Annotated in this window: 12 protein-coding genes; 3 read left to right on the forward strand and 9 right to left on the reverse strand. The window is 52.0% G+C overall.

What is annotated here, in order from left to right:
• Position 1: 1 nt before the first annotated feature.
• The 8 genes from AACY82_RS10335 to AACY82_RS10370 all read right to left on the reverse strand — a co-directional run bounded on the left by AACY82_RS10335 (position 2) and on the right by AACY82_RS10370 (position 12,071).
• A complete protein-coding gene (locus tag AACY82_RS10335) occupies positions 2–1,015 on the reverse strand; it encodes a LacI family DNA-binding transcriptional regulator (RefSeq protein WP_339616733.1) in 1,014 nt (337 codons plus the stop codon).
• Positions 1,016–1,318: 303 nt separating this feature from the next.
• Entirely contained in the window at positions 1,319–3,337 is a 2,019-nt protein-coding gene (locus AACY82_RS10340) for a glycoside hydrolase family 97 protein (protein ID WP_339616734.1), read from the reverse strand.
• Positions 3,338–3,553: 216 nt separating this feature from the next.
• Entirely contained in the window at positions 3,554–4,234 is a 681-nt protein-coding gene (locus AACY82_RS10345) for a SapC family protein (RefSeq protein ID WP_339616735.1), read from the reverse strand.
• 2 nt (positions 4,235–4,236) lie between these two features.
• Positions 4,237–5,781 (reverse strand): tryptophan halogenase family protein, encoded by a 1,545-nt coding sequence (locus AACY82_RS10350; protein ID WP_339616736.1) that lies wholly within the window; start codon positions 5,779–5,781, stop codon positions 4,237–4,239.
• A gap of 170 nt (positions 5,782–5,951) precedes the next feature.
• Positions 5,952–8,906, reverse strand: a complete 2,955-nt coding sequence (locus AACY82_RS10355; RefSeq protein ID WP_339616737.1) for a TonB-dependent receptor — start codon at positions 8,904–8,906, stop codon at positions 5,952–5,954.
• Positions 8,907–9,264: 358 nt separating this feature from the next.
• Positions 9,265–10,167 (reverse strand): aspartyl/asparaginyl beta-hydroxylase domain-containing protein, encoded by a 903-nt coding sequence (locus tag AACY82_RS10360; protein WP_339616738.1) that lies wholly within the window; start codon positions 10,165–10,167, stop codon positions 9,265–9,267.
• A 248-nt stretch (positions 10,168–10,415) separates the two neighbouring features.
• Complete coding sequence (locus AACY82_RS10365) at positions 10,416–10,625, reverse strand: hypothetical protein (protein WP_339616739.1); 210 nt, start codon at positions 10,623–10,625, stop codon at positions 10,416–10,418.
• Positions 10,626–10,940: 315 nt separating this feature from the next.
• Positions 10,941–12,071 carry a hypothetical protein gene (locus AACY82_RS10370; protein ID WP_339616740.1) on the reverse strand — a complete coding sequence of 377 codons (1,131 nt, stop codon included), beginning with the start codon at positions 12,069–12,071 and terminating at the stop codon, positions 10,941–10,943.
• 453 nt (positions 12,072–12,524) lie between these two features.
• Between AACY82_RS10370 and gmk the strand changes: the two genes are divergently transcribed.
• From gmk to AACY82_RS10385, 3 genes are all read left to right on the forward strand, one after another.
• Positions 12,525–13,142 (forward strand): guanylate kinase, encoded by a 618-nt coding sequence (gmk, locus tag AACY82_RS10375; RefSeq protein ID WP_339616741.1) that lies wholly within the window; start codon positions 12,525–12,527, stop codon positions 13,140–13,142.
• Between the two features lie 186 nt (positions 13,143–13,328).
• Positions 13,329–13,589 (forward strand): DNA-directed RNA polymerase subunit omega, encoded by a 261-nt coding sequence (rpoZ, locus tag AACY82_RS10380; RefSeq protein WP_339616742.1) that lies wholly within the window; start codon positions 13,329–13,331, stop codon positions 13,587–13,589.
• Between the two features lie 40 nt (positions 13,590–13,629).
• The gene (locus AACY82_RS10385; RefSeq protein ID WP_339616743.1) at positions 13,630–15,744 is read left to right on the forward strand and encodes a RelA/SpoT family protein; all 2,115 of its coding nucleotides are present in this window, start codon (positions 13,630–13,632) and stop codon (positions 15,742–15,744) included.
• A 9-nt stretch (positions 15,745–15,753) separates the two neighbouring features.
• On the opposite strand, the gene AACY82_RS10390 is transcribed toward AACY82_RS10385, so the two are convergent.
• On the reverse strand, positions 15,754–17,043 hold the full coding sequence (locus AACY82_RS10390; RefSeq protein WP_339616744.1) for a DUF3300 domain-containing protein: 1,290 nt from the start codon (positions 17,041–17,043) through the stop codon (positions 15,754–15,756).
• Positions 17,044–17,609: the final 566 nt, after the last annotated feature.

Genomic DNA, 17,609 nt, shown 5'->3' on the forward strand with positions numbered 1-17,609 from the left:
GCTAGCGCGTAGGCGCCGGCCCAGTACTGGCACGAACAATCAGTTCGTGTTTTAGCACGCGCTTAATGACTGGCATCGGCTCGCCATTAAGTTGCGGTAGCAATAATTCCATACAGACTTTACCGATGTCTGCCATCGGTTGCGCGACGGTGGTTAATGCTGGGTTACAGTAATTGGCATACGAAATATTGTCGAAGCCCAATACCGAAATATCCCGTGGTACTTGTAGTTGCTGCTTGTATAACGTGGATATGCAACTCAGGGCCATTTCATCGCTAAAGGCAAAAATAGCGGTAGGGCGGTTGGGGCACTGTATTAAATCTAACGTGGCGCGCTCGGCTTTTTCCAGGCCGTAATCTCCTACCTTTACGATACTGTCATCGTAGGCAATACCAGCTTTATGGATCGCACGGCGATAGCCCTCTAGGCGATTACGCGTGCTGGGGGACGTAAGGTTGCCGGCGACGACGCCTATACGTTTATGCCCGAGCGAGAGTAAATAATTGACGCCGTCTTCGGCGGCTAGGGCGTTGTCTATATCAACTTGTGCTAGACCGTTGACGGGGACCAGCTCGCAGGCGTTCACTAACGGCGGAAGCTGCTCGGATAGCGGAATCGAGGGCTCGACATCGAATGGCAGGCGTGGACAAAATAACAAAATACCGTCGGCTTGGCGCGAGCGTACCATAGCGGCAAACGAGCGCTCGCGGCTGACCATTTCTTGGGTGTCACCCAGCAAAAGAGAATAACCGTGTTCCAGTGCGATACTCTCGATGGCGCGAATCACGGGGTAGTTAAAGGCGCTGATGGCATCTGGGATAATCGCCACCAAGCGATTACTTTTGGCTTTGCGCAAACCGACGCCCAAGCTGTTGGGGGTGTAACCGGTTCGATTGATAATTTCCATAACCCGAAGGCGTTTTTCTTCAGATACCAGCTCAGGGTTGCGCAACACCCGCGATACGGTCGCTGGAGAAACCTCAGCCTCAATGGCTATCTCACGAATTCCGGTCACGGTCGGTGGCTCCTTGTATCATTGTTATTGTGCAGGGTAGCGCTTGATCATAACCAATACGTCAGAGCAGGTAAACGGTTGGGGTGGGTGACGGGAGAATAAAAAGAGGCGGAGTAGCACTCAGTGTGTGACTGAGTACGCACCCCGCCTAAGGCGAGAGCGTTCCTCTCGCCAGCTATGCCCTTGATCCTTTTTACGCTATTTAGCTGCCTAATATAGCGCTGAAAGGACCATAGCTGGTAAGTAGTGAGGCCCCATGAGGACGTGCGCTCGTTCCGTGAGCGTGTTGCTAATGCTTGGGTGTTACTGCTGCTTTAGACTAATAGCTACGCCACCGCCGGCAGCGAGGTCAATGTTAAGTGAATCCCCGGCGGTGACATCGCGCTCTTCAATCGTGTAGGCGCCTGGGTTATCGTGGTAGTGCGCATCGGGAGCGTCTTTATAGATGCGCGCCTGATAGTGTTTGCCGGGCGTTAGAAAGTCCAAGTCCAGCGTGGTCGTGCGTGGCTTCTCGTTGGTGAGAGCGCCTACATACCAATCGTTGCCGTTGCGCTCTTGTCGGGCAATGGCAATGGACTCACCGATTTCACCGCTCAGTACCCGGGTGGTTTCCCAGTCGACCGGGACGTCTTTGATAAACTGGAAGGCATCTAAATGCGCTTCGTAGTTTTCAGGGAGGTCTGAGGCCATTTGTACCGGCGAGTAAATCACTACATACAGCGCCAGCTGTTTTGCCAGCGTGGTATTTACCTGGTTGTTGGGCCGTGTTGGCAGCGTTAGCTCAAACGCGCCTGGGGTAAAATCCATCGGGCCTGACAGCAAGCGGGTGTAAGGGATAATAGCGGTGTGGCTAGGCGGATTGCCGCCATCGTCTGACCAGGCGTCGTACTCCTGGCCGCGGGCCACTTCCCGGGACAGTAAGTTGGGGTAAGTGCGGCGTTCGCCGGTGTCTTTTACCGTCTCGTGGGCCACCACCATAATGTTATGTTTTGCCGCCGTTTTAGTTACGTTCATGGCGTGCTCAACAAAGCGTTGGCCCTGATGGTAATAACCGTTGGTCAGGCGTTCGCCGGTTTCGACGTACCCGGTTTTTACGGCGAGCATGCCGTGATCTTGTAAGAACTGGTAGGCATCATCGAGCTGACTTTCGTAGTTATCAACCGCGGCGCCAGTTTCGTGGTGGCCAATAATGTACACGCCGTTTTTCTTGGCGTAAGCGGTGACGGCGTCAACATCGTAATCGGGGTACGCCTTAGTAAAATTAAAGTCGGCCCCCTGACCGTTAAACCACTCGCTGTCCCAGCCCTCATTCCAGCCCTCTACCAGCACCCCGTCAAAATCGTGCTTAGCGGCAAAGTCTATGTATTTTTTGGTGTTGGCGGTGGTAGCACCGTGTTTGGGGCCTTGCTTCCAAGTGCCCTTCTCTAAGTGCAGCTCCCACCAAATGCCGACGTATTTGCCGGGCTTAACCCAAGACACATCGCCCAGCGCATTGGGCTCGTTAAGGTTAAGGGTTAGATAGTTGGTGATTAAATCGCCGGGTTGCTCGGCCACCATTAGGGTGCGCCAAGGCGTTTTAAAAGGCAGCTGTACATTGGCTTTTACGTTTGTATGCGGGGTTAAGGGAACAAGCTCCGCTTTTAAGTTGAGAGAGCCATTGCCTTGTAGGTTCATCGTGCTGTAATCAGCGAGTGCCGCTTCGTGCAATGCCAGATAAAGACCACCTTTGGTCTCTAGGGTGACGGGCGTGTGAATCAGCGGAGCGTCTTTGATGTTACTGTGTTGATACAGATACTCGTACTGATTGCCTGCCTGTGCTGGCGTCCACCAGGCGTGGTGGTTGTCGCCTAAGTTAAATTCCGTTAACTCACTGGTAATAGCGACTTCTCGGGTGTCCCCAAAGGCGTCTAGCTCGTAGCGAAAGCCCAGGCCATCGTCGTAGAGCCGGAATACCAGGTTAAACTTGCGGTGCGCGCCGGATGATTCCTGAAGTGTTACCTGCAATTGTTGGTAATGATTGCGGATAAAACGCTCTTCGCCCCACGGTTGTTCCCACGTCTCATCGGTGTCTGTACGTGAGGTGGTTACCAGCTTAAGGTCGCGGTTAAGGGCGGCTTGATCTTTAAACTCAAAGCCCAGGGAGGAAGGCTTGATAATCGACTGTCCCAAATAAGATGCCGAGTAAAAAGCTCGCCCATTATCATCAAGAGAAAAAGTTAGCTCCAGATCACCGTTTGGCGATTTTTCAGAGATTTTTTCAGCCGCAGGTACGTAGTGACAGGTGAGCATAATGAGTGCCCCCAGAATCCAGTTATTTTTCATAATTATTCAGTCGTTGTTGTCGTTACTAAGATGTCTAAAAATTGTAATTTCGCGCCGTTAAAGATGCCATAGCAATACATTCGTTTAAGAGTAGAAAACGTTTTCATGGCTTTGAAAACGTTTTCGAAAAATATAGAGTGTCTCTCTCATCGATTAACGGTCTGATTGTTCTGGTTTTTATTGCTAAGGCGTTAGGTGTTAAAGGGTTTATTTTTGTCAAGATTTCAGGTGTGTGAGTTTTCTCATATTGTAAAGCGAGAAGTTCTGTGCGTAGGCGTATCTTGCAATTGTTAAAAACTTGTCTTTTTGATCGCCATCTATTAGTCGCTCAACTTTGTTTATATCTACGCTGTAAAGGCCTTCCAGGGTTACCTTAGGTTTATCGTTAAACTGAATCTCTGCTTGTAGTTTAGATACAAGGCCGAGCTCCAGGGCCGTTTTAATGTATGCGTCGGTTTCGCGATGGCCCTGATAAAGTTCGCTCAGTGCAGCCAGGGCGGAATCTAACTCGGGTGAGTCGTGTTTAAAGAGCTGGTCGCCTCGGTTAATGCCAGCCGAGTCGAGGTTGATGCCTATCATTGGCTCGCTATCTGGCGAGTGATCGATGGCCAGCAGCGGTAGCCTGCGTATATTTAGAGGCAGAGCCTCATCGTCTTCTGTGCTCTTGTCGTCTAATAACGTCGCCTCATCTGACACGCCCAGCAGTACCGAGCAGCTAAATTTTCCGGTTTCTCCGTCTTTAACAAAAACAATCGGGTAGTGGAACATGAGTGTAAAAAACTCGGATATTACCACTGGTATTAAGCGTCGCTTAAAATAGGATGCTCTTGCCTCAGAAAAATCAACGTTAAGGTCCCGGTGAGTGCTTTCGTCTAGTATTTCGATTCTAGGTTCCATAGTTATATCTTTTGTAAGCCGTGTTTTTTTATGGCGTCTATAAGCTGACGGTTTTTGGGTAAGGAGCTAAGCAGTGCGTCTAGGTTTTTTCTCTGCCTATTGATTTTATGCTCTGTACTTTTTAGGTTTTTATCACCCGGATCATGTGTGGTGGTTTTAAAGTTCATGCCATACAAAACGTAGCAATAGCTCTCTAGCGGAAAAACATCGGCTCTGCTTAAAAAGTCCAGTATAGAAGGGCTTTTTTCTTGCCACATGTCTAGTTTATTTAGCAGCTCACGAGGGATTGAGTCTGGATCTGTGTTGTCGCGCCAAAACTGACTGTCGCGACGGTTTGATAGGCAGTAATGGAGCTTTAAAAACTCGATGATTGAGTCCCAGCGGTACCGAAATATATCGTTAAATTGCTGCTCGCAACGTGACAGCCCTGAATTTTTGAGTGGTAGCTTTTCTGCAATCCAGTAGGCTGAAAGCTCGACCAAGAGGATTGAAGAGGCCTCTAAAGGCTCGACAAATCCTGCCGATAAGCCCACGGCAACACAGTTTTTAATCCAGAATTTTTCTCTGTGCCCCGGCGTGTACTTAATGGCTTTTACGGGGAGGTCGCGGGCCTTCTCGCCAATATAGTTTCTAAGTACTTGCTCGGCTGCTTCATCGCTGGTGTGGCGGCTAGAGTATACGTGGCCGATACCGCGACGGCTTTGTAAGCCTATATCCCATATCCAGCCCGAGCCAGTTGCGGTAGATAAGGTGTGGCTAGCGATGTCAGGCTCTAGCTCGTAAGGGCACTGCACGGCAACCGCGCTATCGCAAAACAGTACGTCACTTTTATCGATAAAAGGCACCTTAAAGTGTTTGTCGATTAGCAAGGCGGAAAACCCCGAGCAATCAATATAAAAGTCCCCATCTAGCTCAGAGCCGTCTGCCAGCGTAAGAGCCGATATCGCGCCATCGGGCTCTGCCCGTACGCCGACGACGTCGTTCACCTTATGGATAATGTTCAGGTTTTTAACGCAATGCTCTTTAATAAATGTCGAGAACTTATTTGTATCCAGATGATAGGCGTAGTTAAGGTTGCCTTGGTATTCGGGGGTGGTAATCGCTTTGGGGGCGAGTCCGGCTTCGCAGGCCGCCTCCTGATGACAGGTCGCCTGGGAATAGGACAGGCCGCTGCTATTAAACTTGTTAAGCCAGTGGGTAATGGTATTAAGCGGCCCCACGTTGGCGGGAAGCATCAGTGGGTGGTAGTAAAAGTCGGTGTCAGAGTCTTCAGCCCAGCGGTTGAAGCGCGCTCCTTGTTTGAAGGTCGCATCGCAGTCGCGTATAAAGTCGCTCTCAGACACACCAAGTGCTTGCAGTGTTGTTCGCAGTGAGGGCCAAGTTCCTTCGCCCACGCCAACATTGCCAATTGTGGCTGATTCAATCAGGGTGATGTTTATGTCTCGTCCTTGCTCGCGAGCGCATTTGGCAGCAAGAATTCCCGCGGTAAGCCATCCGGCTGTACCGCCACCGACGACGACTATATTTTTTATGTCGTTATTGTTCATTTTATTTTCAACATTATTGTAGGTTTTTATCGCTTAAATATGTTGTTTCATTATTGTTCTTACGAGTCATCGGCAGATCGTGAAAGACGCAGAAAAACAATAATGAAACGACAAAAGACCTTGGTGCCGGGAATAAGCACCAAAGTCTTTAACGCCGTTAAACCGTTATCTTAAAAAGATGCACGGAGACCGACGGAGTAGCGTGGTCCGCTCTCTTCAGCCAGAAGGAACTGATTGTCATATCGACCATGCCAGCGAGTTTCTTCACCGGTAAGGTTGATCCCTTCTAAAAACACCGAAACATTATCGGATATGTTGTAGCTTGCACTTAAATCAAGTTGTCCGTAATCCTCTACAAATGTGGGCTCCGAGACACCACCTTGATCGAGCGATTGTAAAAAACCATCGCGGTAGTTGTAAGCTAAACGTGCAGAGTAAGTGTCATTTTCGTAGAAGCCGACAATGTTGTAGGAATCGCTCAGGCCAACCAAGGCGAACCCTTGATCAAACTTGGATTTATCGTACTCAGCGTTGGTATCTACGAAGGTGGCGTTTGCCATCATGCCAAAGCCAGTGTCACCAAACATATGCTGCACCGCCAGCTCATAACCATTGACATCGGCGGTCTCTACGTTTGATGGTTTGGTTACCGAGAACTCGATCACTTGATCATTGGGGTCGACAATGTCTGATGGAGCGCCGCCCGGCGGAATAATGTTGATACTGCCAGTTGCGGGGTCGGTAATTGGCTCGCCGTCTTCACCGATAAAGGTTTGGCCGCTAGTGGCATTAACGATAAAGTTATCAACTTGCTTGTAGAAAACCCCCACCGAAGCGTAGCTACCGGGAGCGTAGTACCATTCCAGCGATAGATCGATGTTATCTGACTCTAATGGCTCTAAGTCAGGGTTACCTGCCGTAACAGGGTAAGGGCCATTTTGCTTAAGGTCTCTGAACTCGAGGTTCGGCCGTAGCTCTTGCATGGATGGGCGGGTAATGGTTTTTGAGTAAGCGGTGCGTGCGACTAAATCATCGGTTAAATTAATTTTGAAGCTCGCGTTGGGTAAAAATACCGCGTAATCAGACTCCAGCTTAGTTGGCGTAACAGGAGAAAGTATCTCATTCAGTACTTCCGCACCTTCTGCCTCTACCCGAAGAATAGATGCCAGGTTGCCGGTAATCGTTAAGTCAGTTTTTTCATAGCGCAAACCGGCTACCGCGCCGTAGGGAAGCCCACCGAGATCACCTGCAAACTCTAGTTGGGTGTAAAGCGACAGAATATCTTCTTCGACGTCGTAAGACTCAGAGGGAACCTCCACGGTTGTGAATGGAACGCCGACATGGCCCTCGTAGATCTCGCGGAACTCGTCGTGATCAAACTCCAGCCATTGGGTTTGGATGTTTTCGCTACCGCTGACACCACTCAAGAAGTCAGAGCCTGCATCAAGTACCGAAATCTGAGGCGGAGTAATTTCAGTCCAGAAATATTCACCACCGCAGAACATACAGTTGAGGGTAGCGCCCGGGCCTACATAAGCGCGGGGCTCGTTCTCGGCAACGGTTGCAGCTTCCGCTTCGGTTAGGCCGCGCCCGGTTGTAAATTGCTGACGGTCTTTGGCACGACTTTTAAGCGAAGCGCCAAAGTCTGCTTTGATCAAGCCGCTCGATTCATTGGAGTTGAAGGCGCCGGCAATTTTAAATTGATCAATGGTGTCGTTGACCACTCGGCCATTACGGATCGTAAAGCCCGGACGTAGGTTGCTGGGATCGAGGTAGTCGCTATTGGGGATGGTCAGGTTAAAGTCGCCGTCTGGCTGATAGGGGACTGACCCAGTGCCAGACTCGAAACCTGAAATAGCGGGGATAAATCCGTCGCCTAAGTCCCAAGTCAAGCGGTTGCGGTAGCCCATGGTTACTTGCGAGTTACCAAAGCCCATCGGGTCGTCATACTCGGAATCAGACCGGTAGGCATCCACCGAGACACTGAAGGTGTCGGTGATGTCCCAACCAATGTTAAGCCCGCCCACCAAGGTGTTGGATTTTCGGTTTTCTTTAATGGCGTTGAATTCAGTGGCCTGTACCGCCCCTTCGCCCTCTCGCTTGTCGGCGATAAAGTGAGTGACTGTGCCGTTTTCATCGGCGGTGACGTCTCGCCAAGAAGGGCGGCTACCAAACCAATGCACCAACATGTTTTGGTCACGTTTTAGCTCAAAATCCGAGTAAAGTACGTCTGCCGTGACGGTAATGTCTTCCGTGGGTGCAAACTGCAACACTAGATTGGCATTGTCGCGGGTGCGCCGATCGCGCTGCGCTTGAATAAAATGGTTTTGCGGAAGGTACAAACGTCCATCGGGGTTGGCGTTGGAGGTTAGTTCGGTTTCATCCGGGTACAAGCCCGAGCCTGAGTCGGCCTCTACGCGTGCCCAGTTGGCATTGGTGACACGGTTGACCTTAGATTCACGCTCAAAGTGGTTGTACGCGAATAGTATGCCCAAGGTATCGTCGGCAAAATTGCCGCTGTAAAGGACAGAGGCCTGGGGGCTGCCCTCTTCTGCTAGCGTTTCATAGCTATATTTGACTGTGCCGGCAACTTTATCGCCAACATCAAAGGGGCGAGGCGTTTGCAGATCGATAACGGCACCAATACCGCCAGAGTCCGTAAGGGCAGAGCCGGTTTTGTTTACCACCAGAGAGCTGACCATTTCGGATGCTAAGGTGTCAAACTCAAAGTCGCGGTTGATGTTTTCTGAGGTTAACTGTCGGCCGTTCATTGTGACCACATTAAACCCGGGGCCAAAACCCCGCACCGTCACAAATTTGCCCTCACCACCTTCGCGGTTGATGGAAACCCCAGGAACACGTTGCAGTGACTCTGCCAGGTTTGTGTCGGGGAATTTGCCGATATCTTCGGCATTGATGACATCGACGACACCAGAGGCGTCACGCTTCTCATCCATGGCTGAAGTCAGCGCTTGCCTAACACCTGTGACAATCACCTCTTCCATCATGCTGTCTTCGCCAGCTCCCCCCTCTTGGGCAATTGCTAACTGCCCTAAACCTACCAGGGTGCAGCCCGCTACTGCACTGGCCAGTAAGTTCCTTCTAAACCGTTGTTGCGTTTTCATTCGCGGCTCCTCTTTTATTATGTAGTCGCTGTAAGTCTGTAGTGGGGAACGCTACCCTAGTGCTGTTTGTGAGTCGTGCCACCTAGCGTTGAATTGCAACCTGGCACTGGGGTATTCCCCGATTTTTGCTTGGACGTTATCGTGTTAGTTGGCGTTGTTCCGATCAGGCGAACATACGCTCTAACTACGGCCATGCTAATGCCGGGCTCTTTTGAGTGTCTATATAAAGGAGGGGGCTGATGGCCTGAAAACGTTTTCCATAAGGTGAAAACGTTTTCACTGCAGGCGGGATGAAAATCAAAAAACTGGCGCTTAATTTATAGTTTAAGCGCCGATTGCGTTACTCTGTTGATCAAGCTTAAGCGAAGAAAAATAAGTAGATGAGCAGTGCGTAAAGGGCATACTGTAATGTGTAGTACAAACGACGGTTATAGGCTTTGAGTTTTTTACCGACAATACGAATCTGATACACGGAGCCAAAAATCCGGTTGAGAAACCCGATTTTATCGCCCGGCATGTTTTTAGTGGCAGAGGCGGACATAACAACGCGGGAGAAGCCGCGGTTGATCCAGTCAATGGGAGCAAAGGTGACTGGACGTTTAATGTCCAGGAATAAGACGATGCGATTTGCCTCGGTGGTGTTTTCGGCGTAGTGGATATAGGTCTCATCAAACATTACCGCTTCGCCGTCGCGCCAGCTGTAGGGCTCGCCGTCCACATTGATAAAACATTTATCATCGTTAGGTGTGACTAACCCCAGGTGATAGCGCAATGAACCAGCGTAGGGGTCGCGATGTTTTACCAAGGTAGCCCCGGGCGGCAGCATGGCAAACATGGCGCCTTTGACGGACGGTTGCGCCTGCAGCAACGCAATGGTCTTAGGGCACAGTTTTGCCGCTGATTTTACAGGGTCGCCGTACCAGCTTAGGTAAAAGCGCTTCCAGCCGGTGCGAAAAAACGAGTTAAAACCCAAATCATCGAGATCGTCAGAGGCTTTAATTTGTGCCTCATGGTTAAGTGCCAGCGCTTCATCGCGAATGATCTGCCAGTTGTCTTGCAGTGTTTGCAGCTCGGGAAAGTGACTGACCTCCATGTAGGGCGTGTTTTTTTCGCGAGAAAATACGTAGAACAGGCAGTTGAGTGGCGCCATTAGATTAGAGTGGTCGGTGAGGCGGCGAGTCCATTTTTGATGGCGCACTTTACCTCTTAGCTGCACGTAGCAAGCGCAGACAACAAATAGAGCAAAAACAGCAATCCCCATGGATCATCTCCTTTTGTTTCGCATGGCCCGCTCATATTGGTACGCGCGTTATTAATGCTACCCGTTAGTGTTCGGGTACATTGAGGTTGGCGGGTTACATTATTGTTGTTGCGAATGTGATCAGTAAAAATACAACAGCGCGCAAATCGCTGCACGCAAAGCGCCATCATAGCGCAAGGCGCAAGGCGCGGGGAGTAGCGGTTAGCAAAAATGTGTTAAGGGTGGGCGGCTGTTTGGTTTTTGAGCGGCTACAGATTTTTATCGACGGCATCCACCATGGCTGCGATACCGCCACCTCGCAGCTTATTTAATAAAACCTCAAACTCGTTTAGCTCGCAGGCTGCAATGCGGCCGTTGGCGTCCGGGTGTAAGCGCCCTTTGCTCACCATCGTGTCGACAAAGTCGCGGCTGGTGCCGAGGCGCATGGCGCACTCGTTTAGATTTAGGGTTTCGCTCATGTTGGGCTCCGGTACTGGTGTGAAAGCGGTGGTGTTGTGAACTGATGCCGTAATGATACCGCTATCTTGCGGGACGTGGGAAACGCTGGTTCGACGATGCGTGTTAATCGCTAAAGCTCTTTCGCTCTCCATTGCCGTTTAGGCGGTCACACCGTGGGATTTTGCTACATGTTGACGTGGGACAATACTGACGTAAAGGCCGTTGATGGCCCAGGGTTTGGGGCGCCTCGCTACATCGTTATTGGCGCCGCGTGGTGGCAACAGTTTATTCGCAACCCTCTAGCCGAGAGGGTTGCGGCGCTCTTATGGCGGGGTTTATTTTTCGTCCTGAGCCCAGCGCGGCAGCGGTTTTTGGCTAAAACCATCCGGCACTTCAAATACGCTGTCGTGTACTTGATCAATACTGGCGCTGGTTACATGATAGCGATAGGTCAGTACGGGCTCAGAGGCGTCAGGTGTGAACTGTTCTTTAACAGCGTCTCCCACGACGCTGCCCGCCACATCTTTGAGAGAATCTAACGGGTTGCTTGAAGCGCCTACATCGGCGGCCTGAGGTTTGTCTTCCGGGCACGCTTCTGCGTCCCGGTACCAGTTTAGGTCGATGCTCAGAGGGTAGCCTTTAACGGTGGCGAGCTTTTGGCTGACCTCGTTGTTCCACGCTTGTGAGCTGCTGTCTGTGTCGCCGCTAAAGGCCGATAAGGTGCGGAAGATGTCTTCGGGTAAAAATTCGGCCAGTGGGTTGTTTTCGAGGTTGGCCTGTTTGACGTAGGCGTCAGTGACTTTTTTATGAATAGCCCAAACCTCCTGCATCTCTCCGGTGGGCGGCGTGGTCCAAAAATCAATTTTAAGCGTGCTGTGGTTTTGACGCTGATTGCTGTCCTCTTGGGTAAGCTCCCAGGTAGCCGCATAAAGCTTTGCCGGGTAGCCGTTGAGGGTTTTGCTTTGGCCGGTATCTTTTACTGTAAAGGTGTGCTCGGTCAGTGTTAGCGCGCAGCCGCCGGAGGCCTCTGGCTCGTATGTGGTGTCTTGCTCTGTCTCAGCCTGCTCGGGGCGGCTTGCCGCGTTAAGCAAGTTTATTAGGCTTGGGCATTCTGCAATGTCGCACTCGTAATATTCTCGCTGGTTAAAGTCCACCATCATTGCGCGATTTTGATCCAGCCGGAAGATATCTGCACTGTGCAGGTCGCTAACGAGCATTTTGCCCCACCAGGAGTCCATGGTGGAAGTGCCTTCGATAGTGCGCCGGTCATCCCGGGTGTAGACCACCTGGGTGCCGCGAAAGTCGGGTAAAAGCGACCCTTGCACTTCGCTATTAGCGTGAATGACGGCAGTCGTGTGGGTGGGAGTATTGTCGACTTCGGGAGGTTGGTATTTGGATGGGGCAGATGTGCATCCGGCGAGGCCGAGGGTCAGGGCCGCGGCTGTTGCGAAAAAGGGTTTCTCCATTGCTTAAAGCTCCATGTTAGATTGCTGCAGGGATTCTGGTTAGGCGATTTGATCGCCCGCGAGCGACTCATTTAACGTTACGCGGTAGCCTACCAGATTGCTGGTTCTGTAAGGTGACCGGCGCCGCAAAATTGACCCGTACTGGGGGTTACTCATGGCTCGCGCTCGCGGGGATGCTGATGGGAAACTTCTGATTTTAAGGAGAATATATCGCCGTAGAAATTTGCCGGATTGTTTTTGGGGGCTATAGATAGATTTGGCAATGTTCATTATAGTGAGCGTTTATGGTGGATGGTATGTCCGTAGGTGGTGCACACGTGGTTCTTCATTCGTCATATCGAGTTGCCTAATCGGTGAAAAACTGAGGCGGCAGCAGCGAGCGCTTTGTGCAAATTACGCTGCAAAAAACGTTTAAAACGCTCCGGCGTCGGTTAAAGCTCTGGATAACACTTTATGACAAAAGGCATCTTGTACACCGTATCGGCCCCGTCGGGCGCCGGTAAAACCAGTCTGGTTCACGCCTTGGTGGAGTCTAACCCCGAGGTGTGTGTGTCGGTTTCGCACACCACACGCGCTAAGCGTCCCGGTGAGGTCGATGGGCTCAATTATCACTTCACCAGCCATGAACAATTTGAATCGATGCTGGAGCAGGGCGCCTTTTTGGAGCACGCACGGGTTTTTGGCAACCTATACGGCACTAGCCAGCAGTGGGTTGAGCAGACGCTTAACTCTGGAATTGATGTCATCTTGGAAATCGATTGGCAGGGCGCCGAGCAGGTGCGCCGTTTGATGCCCGATACGGTCAGCTTGTTTATTTTGCCGCCGTCGTTACCGTGCTTGCGCCAGCGCTTAACCGGCCGCGGGCAGGATGACCCCGAGGTGATCGCGGCGCGGATGGAAGAGGCAATGAATGAAATATCGCACTATGTCGAAGCCGATTACCTGATTATTAACGACGATTTCACCATCGCGCTTGCGCAGTTTCAGGCATTGATCACCAGTCAGCATTTACGTCAGCAATTTCAGGCTCAGCGTCATCGCGAGTTACTAAGCGCGCTATTGGCAAAATAATCCGGGCGATTAAGGTCAGGGCGCTTCCCCTGCTGGATATTTTGTGTACAATGTCGCCCCCGCGTCGCGCCTCCTCTGGTTCTTAACGCGTTTGTACCGCATAATACCCCTGTCGGGTGCGTAATCTGCGCCCGCCTATTTTAAGCTGACAGAAAATTTAGACTGACAGAAATCGACGGAAAACTTATGGCACGTATTACTGTTGAAGATTGCTTAGATCATGTAGATAACCGCTTTGAGCTGGTTATGGTAAGCAGCAAGCGCGCCCGCCAATTGGCGGTGGGCGGTAAAGAGCCACATGTGGCCGAAGAGAACGATAAGCCTACCGTGATCGCATTGCGCGAAATCGAAGAGGGTTACATCGATGCCAGCATTTTGCTGGAGCGCGACGAGCCGGCGCCAGCGCCACGGGCCGAAGAGCACCATAGTTTCGATTCGCACATTTAACTCTGCTGCGGGGCTAACCCGCTAATTTGGGAGGATCGCGTTGTTAACCATTGAGGCACTGAGCCACCGGCTTTCGTCTTATTTGGAACCCTCACAAATTGATCAGGTCAAGCGCGCCTACTATTACGCCGAGCAGGCGCACGACGGCCAGATGCGCCGCTCGGGTGAGGCCTATATCACTCACCCGCTAGCGGTCGCCGACATCTTGAGCGGTATGCACATGGACCATCAGAGTTTGATGGCGGCCATGCTGCACGATGTGATTGAAGATACCGGCATTGCCAAAAAATCTATTGCCAAGCAATTTGGCGATACCGTCGCTGAGTTAGTCGATGGTGTTAGTAAGCTCACGCAGATTGAGTTTGAGTCTCAGGCTGAAAAACAGGCCGAAAACTTCCAAAAAATGGCACTGGCCATGGCCGATGACCTGCGGGTTATCTTGGTTAAGCTGGCCGATCGCCTGCACAATATGCGCACCTTGGGAGCCATGCCGCCCCATAAAAAGCGCCGTATCGCCAAAGAAACCCTAGAGATTTACGCCCCCATTGCCCATCGGTTGGGGATGAACGACTTGCGCCTAGAGTTTGAGGATCGCGGCTTTTACGCTATGTACCCGCTGCGCGCGACGCGGATGCAAGCCGCGCTTAAAACCGCGCGCGGCAACCGCAAAGAGCTGGTAGAGCAGATCCAAGAGGCGATTGAAAAACGCCTGAGGCGTGAAAAGGTCAATGCGGTGGTGATTGGCCGCGAGAAGCACCTGTACAGCATTTATCAAAAAATGCGGCAGAAGAAGAAGTTTTTTAAAGAGATTATGGATGTCTACGCCTTTCGCATAATCGTCGATAGTGTAGATGCGTGCTACCGCACCTTAGGGGTGGTTCACAACCAGTACAAACCGGTGGCGGGCGAGTTTAAAGACTATATCGCGATCCCCAAGGCCAATGGCTATCAGTCTTTGCATACCGTATTGGTCGGCATGCACGGGGTGCCCATCGAGGTGCAAATGCGCACCAAAGAGATGGATGAGATGGCCAACACAGGTATTGCCGCGCACTTTTTGTACAAGTCTGGCGGTGATGATGCCTTAAGCAGCAGCCACAACCGTGCTCGTCAGTGGGTGCAAGGGCTGCTCGAGATGCAGCGTCGGGCCGGTGATTCGCTGGAGTTTATCGAGAACGTTAAAATCGACCTGTTCCCCGATGAGGTGTATGTCTTTACACCCAAGGGTAAAATTGTCGAGTTGCCCCACGGGGCGACGGCGGTGGATTTTGCCTACGCCGTCCACACGGATATCGGTAACTCTTGTGTGGCCTGCCGTATTAATGGCCGCCTAGCACCCTTATCGCAGCCGCTGCAAAGTGGTCAGAAGGTCACCATTATTACCGCATCGGGTGCCCAGCCTAACCCTAATTGGCTTAATTTTGCCATCTCGGGCAAAGCGCGCAGCGCGATTCGTCACTACCTTAAGCACCAGCGCCATCATCATTCGGTTACCCTCGGTAAGCGCATGCTGGGCCGCGCGTTGGCCGATATCGATTTGGATGTGGATAGCTTGAGCGACACGCATACCGAGAAGCTCCTTAGCGCCACCGGGCTTGCCTCAATCGAGGCCTTGTATGAGGACATTGGCTTGGGCAACCGCATTGCTTATGCCGTGGCTAAGCTGTTGCAGCCCGATGCCGATATCACCCCGCGTGGCGGCAGTATTTACTCGCCATTGACCATCGATAGCTCCGATGGGGTCTTGATTACCTTTGCCCGCTGTTGCCGTCCGATCCCGGGGGACCCAATTATCGGCCATATCAGCTCGGGCAAGGGCTTAGTGATCCACCAAGAGACGTGTCACAACTTAGCCGAAATTCGCAACAACCCTGAGAAAATCAGCCACGTTAACTGGGCGCCAACGGTATCGGGCGAGTTTTTAGTGGATATTCGGGTAGAGGTTGAATCTGAGCGTGGCATCATCGCCACTTTAGCCACACGTATTACCGAGCAGGGCGGTAATATCGAGAATATTCATGTCAATGAGCGAGATGCCCATAACAGTGTGATCAACCTGTGCATCGGCGTGCAAAACCGCATCCATCTCGCCAACATCATGCGCCGAATTCGCAACCTGAGCTTTGTGATTCGGATCCAGCGCAGCAAGAATTAATATTGCGCGTTAATCTCTGATTCTCCCTCCGCGGCTAGCACCGCCATTGCTGGGTGCGCGCCGCAGAGTCGCCGCCCGATTGCCACCAGCGTTGTGGCTAGGGGCGGCGCGGCGCTCAATGGTGCGCGGCGAGCCGCTGTAGGCCGGGCGGCTGGTGGTGGGGCTGCGTTTAATGGTGGATGGGGTGGCACGAGGGCTCTGTTGTGTTCGCACAGAGTGATTAGGCTGTTGGTACTGAGCGCGCGGGGTGACACGCTCAGTGCCCGAGCGCACTGCGCCGTTGTTATTGCGAACTGTTGGCTGCCGGCGAGGGGCTTGTGATTCGGCCCGCGGTTGCACGTTGCGAGTAGCATTGTGGGGCGCGCGGGTGACATTGCCGCCACCAACGGCATTTAAACGGCTGGAGTGATGGCGCAGCTGACGGGTGACTTGCTCGCGCTGGCGATCACTGATAGCGCGGCCGCGCTCGGGCTGTACTGGCCGTGCTCCCTGCCAAGCTTGGCGGTAGCGTACATTGCGGCGGTGGGTATGATCGTGCCGCCAATGGTGGGTGTACTCTCGGTGGTAGCCGTAGCGCCGGTGTGAGCCATAGTAGTAAGGCCGGTTGACGTTAATTACCACAGTGCGGCTGGGCCAATAAAAGCCACTAAAGTAAAACCAATCACCTACGGGGGCCGATACGCCCCAGTAAAAACCACTGCGATACCTAGGTGGGTGGGGCCAATAGACCGGTGGGTACGCCGACCAGCGCCACGAGCCGTAGACCGTACGGGTATCGTAATAGGGAACGTAAACCACTTCCCTTTGTACCGGCTGAATCACGATTTGCTTTTCTTCGCGCACCACCGTTTGGTGTTCCATTTCTTGTAAGCTGCCGTTATCCCAAGCTTGCTGGCGCAGTACTTGTACGGCCTCTAAGGTTCGCTCTTCATCGGCTAAAAAGGCCTCCCCCAGCTCTTGCGACCATAGTAAGTCCTCACTTAGTCGGTCGAGTAAGTCCGGGAACGCCAGCAGCGCTTTAACGCTTGGGTCCCAGGGCTCGTTATCGGCGCGGTTAATCGCCTCTTCACCCGTCAGCCCTTGGTGTTGTTTGGCCCAGCGATCCGCCTGAACAATCTCCAGCGGATAGGTCGTGGCAATCAATACGTGGGTAAGCACTGTGTCTGGGTATAGCGCGATGGGCGCCAGCAGCTGTTGCAGCTTCTCGTCGCTAAAGGTGTTTTCGGCACAAGCCAGTGAGGAAAACAGTAGTAACACGCCGGCAAGAGCGCGCTGCAAGGTGGTTTTAATGGGCTTCATAATGGCCTCCAAGTGCCTAAAGTAGCGTAGGCCCTAATGTGTGTTGGCCTTAACGGGATTAGGCCTGGCACCAGTGTAACGCGGCTAACTTAATGCCGCCTGAACACGCTCGCAAATCTTTGACTTGCCTGAGTATAAGACTCCCTTGCCTGGGAGCGGTTCTGTAAGCGCCACCGAGCTAACGCAAGTTCACGGGATACCAAGGCGCTGCACTATCTATTTGTTAGGTAAGAGTGTCATTCGCACTGGCGTCTGTCGGGTACCGATAAAATGCGTTGTTGGCTGTTTAGATTCGCTGCGTTTTTATGTGTCCTGCCGCACAAAGTACAACATTATCGGGGAGCAAATGAATCGCCGGCTGGGTGTTTCTGGCCCGCAGAAAGAGGCTTTAGCGCGTGCTTTATGGCTGCCAAACCCCAACTTTACGCTGCCGAGCCTGCGTCCCACGTATTTTTTTGCTCGTTCTTGTCTTAATTGTAATATAAGATAACTATTTGAATTTAAAGGAATTTATGTGTCCCGCTTTGGGTTAGGCAAAGTGAGACTCGCCATGTTATCGCTCACTG

This window comes from uncultured Gilvimarinus sp., assembly GCF_963972205.1.
Taxonomy (GTDB): Bacteria; Pseudomonadota; Gammaproteobacteria; order Pseudomonadales; family Cellvibrionaceae; genus Gilvimarinus; species Gilvimarinus japonicus.

Bases quoted from the DNA above. Each gene is read 5' to 3' on its own strand.
- AACY82_RS10390 (WP_339616744.1), bottom strand. From the start codon at position 17,043: ATGAAGCCCATTAAAACCACCTTGCAGCGCGCTCTTGCCGGCGTGTTA.
- AACY82_RS10340 (WP_339616734.1), bottom strand. From the start codon at position 3,337: ATGAAAAATAACTGGATTCTGGGGGCACTCATTATGCTCACCTGTCAC.
- AACY82_RS10370 (WP_339616740.1), bottom strand. From the start codon at position 12,071: ATGGAGAAACCCTTTTTCGCAACAGCCGCGGCCCTGACCCTCGGCCTC.
- rpoZ (WP_339616742.1), top strand. From the start codon at position 13,329: ATGGCACGTATTACTGTTGAAGATTGCTTAGATCATGTAGATAACCGC.
- AACY82_RS10345 (WP_339616735.1), bottom strand. From the start codon at position 4,234: ATGGAACCTAGAATCGAAATACTAGACGAAAGCACTCACCGGGACCTT.
- AACY82_RS10355 (WP_339616737.1), bottom strand. From the start codon at position 8,906: ATGAAAACGCAACAACGGTTTAGAAGGAACTTACTGGCCAGTGCAGTA.
- AACY82_RS10365 (WP_339616739.1), bottom strand. From the start codon at position 10,625: ATGAGCGAAACCCTAAATCTAAACGAGTGCGCCATGCGCCTCGGCACC.
- AACY82_RS10360 (WP_339616738.1), bottom strand. From the start codon at position 10,167: ATGGGGATTGCTGTTTTTGCTCTATTTGTTGTCTGCGCTTGCTACGTG.
- AACY82_RS10350 (WP_339616736.1), bottom strand. From the start codon at position 5,781: ATGAACAATAACGACATAAAAAATATAGTCGTCGTCGGTGGCGGTACA.
- gmk (WP_339616741.1), top strand. From the start codon at position 12,525: ATGACAAAAGGCATCTTGTACACCGTATCGGCCCCGTCGGGCGCCGGT.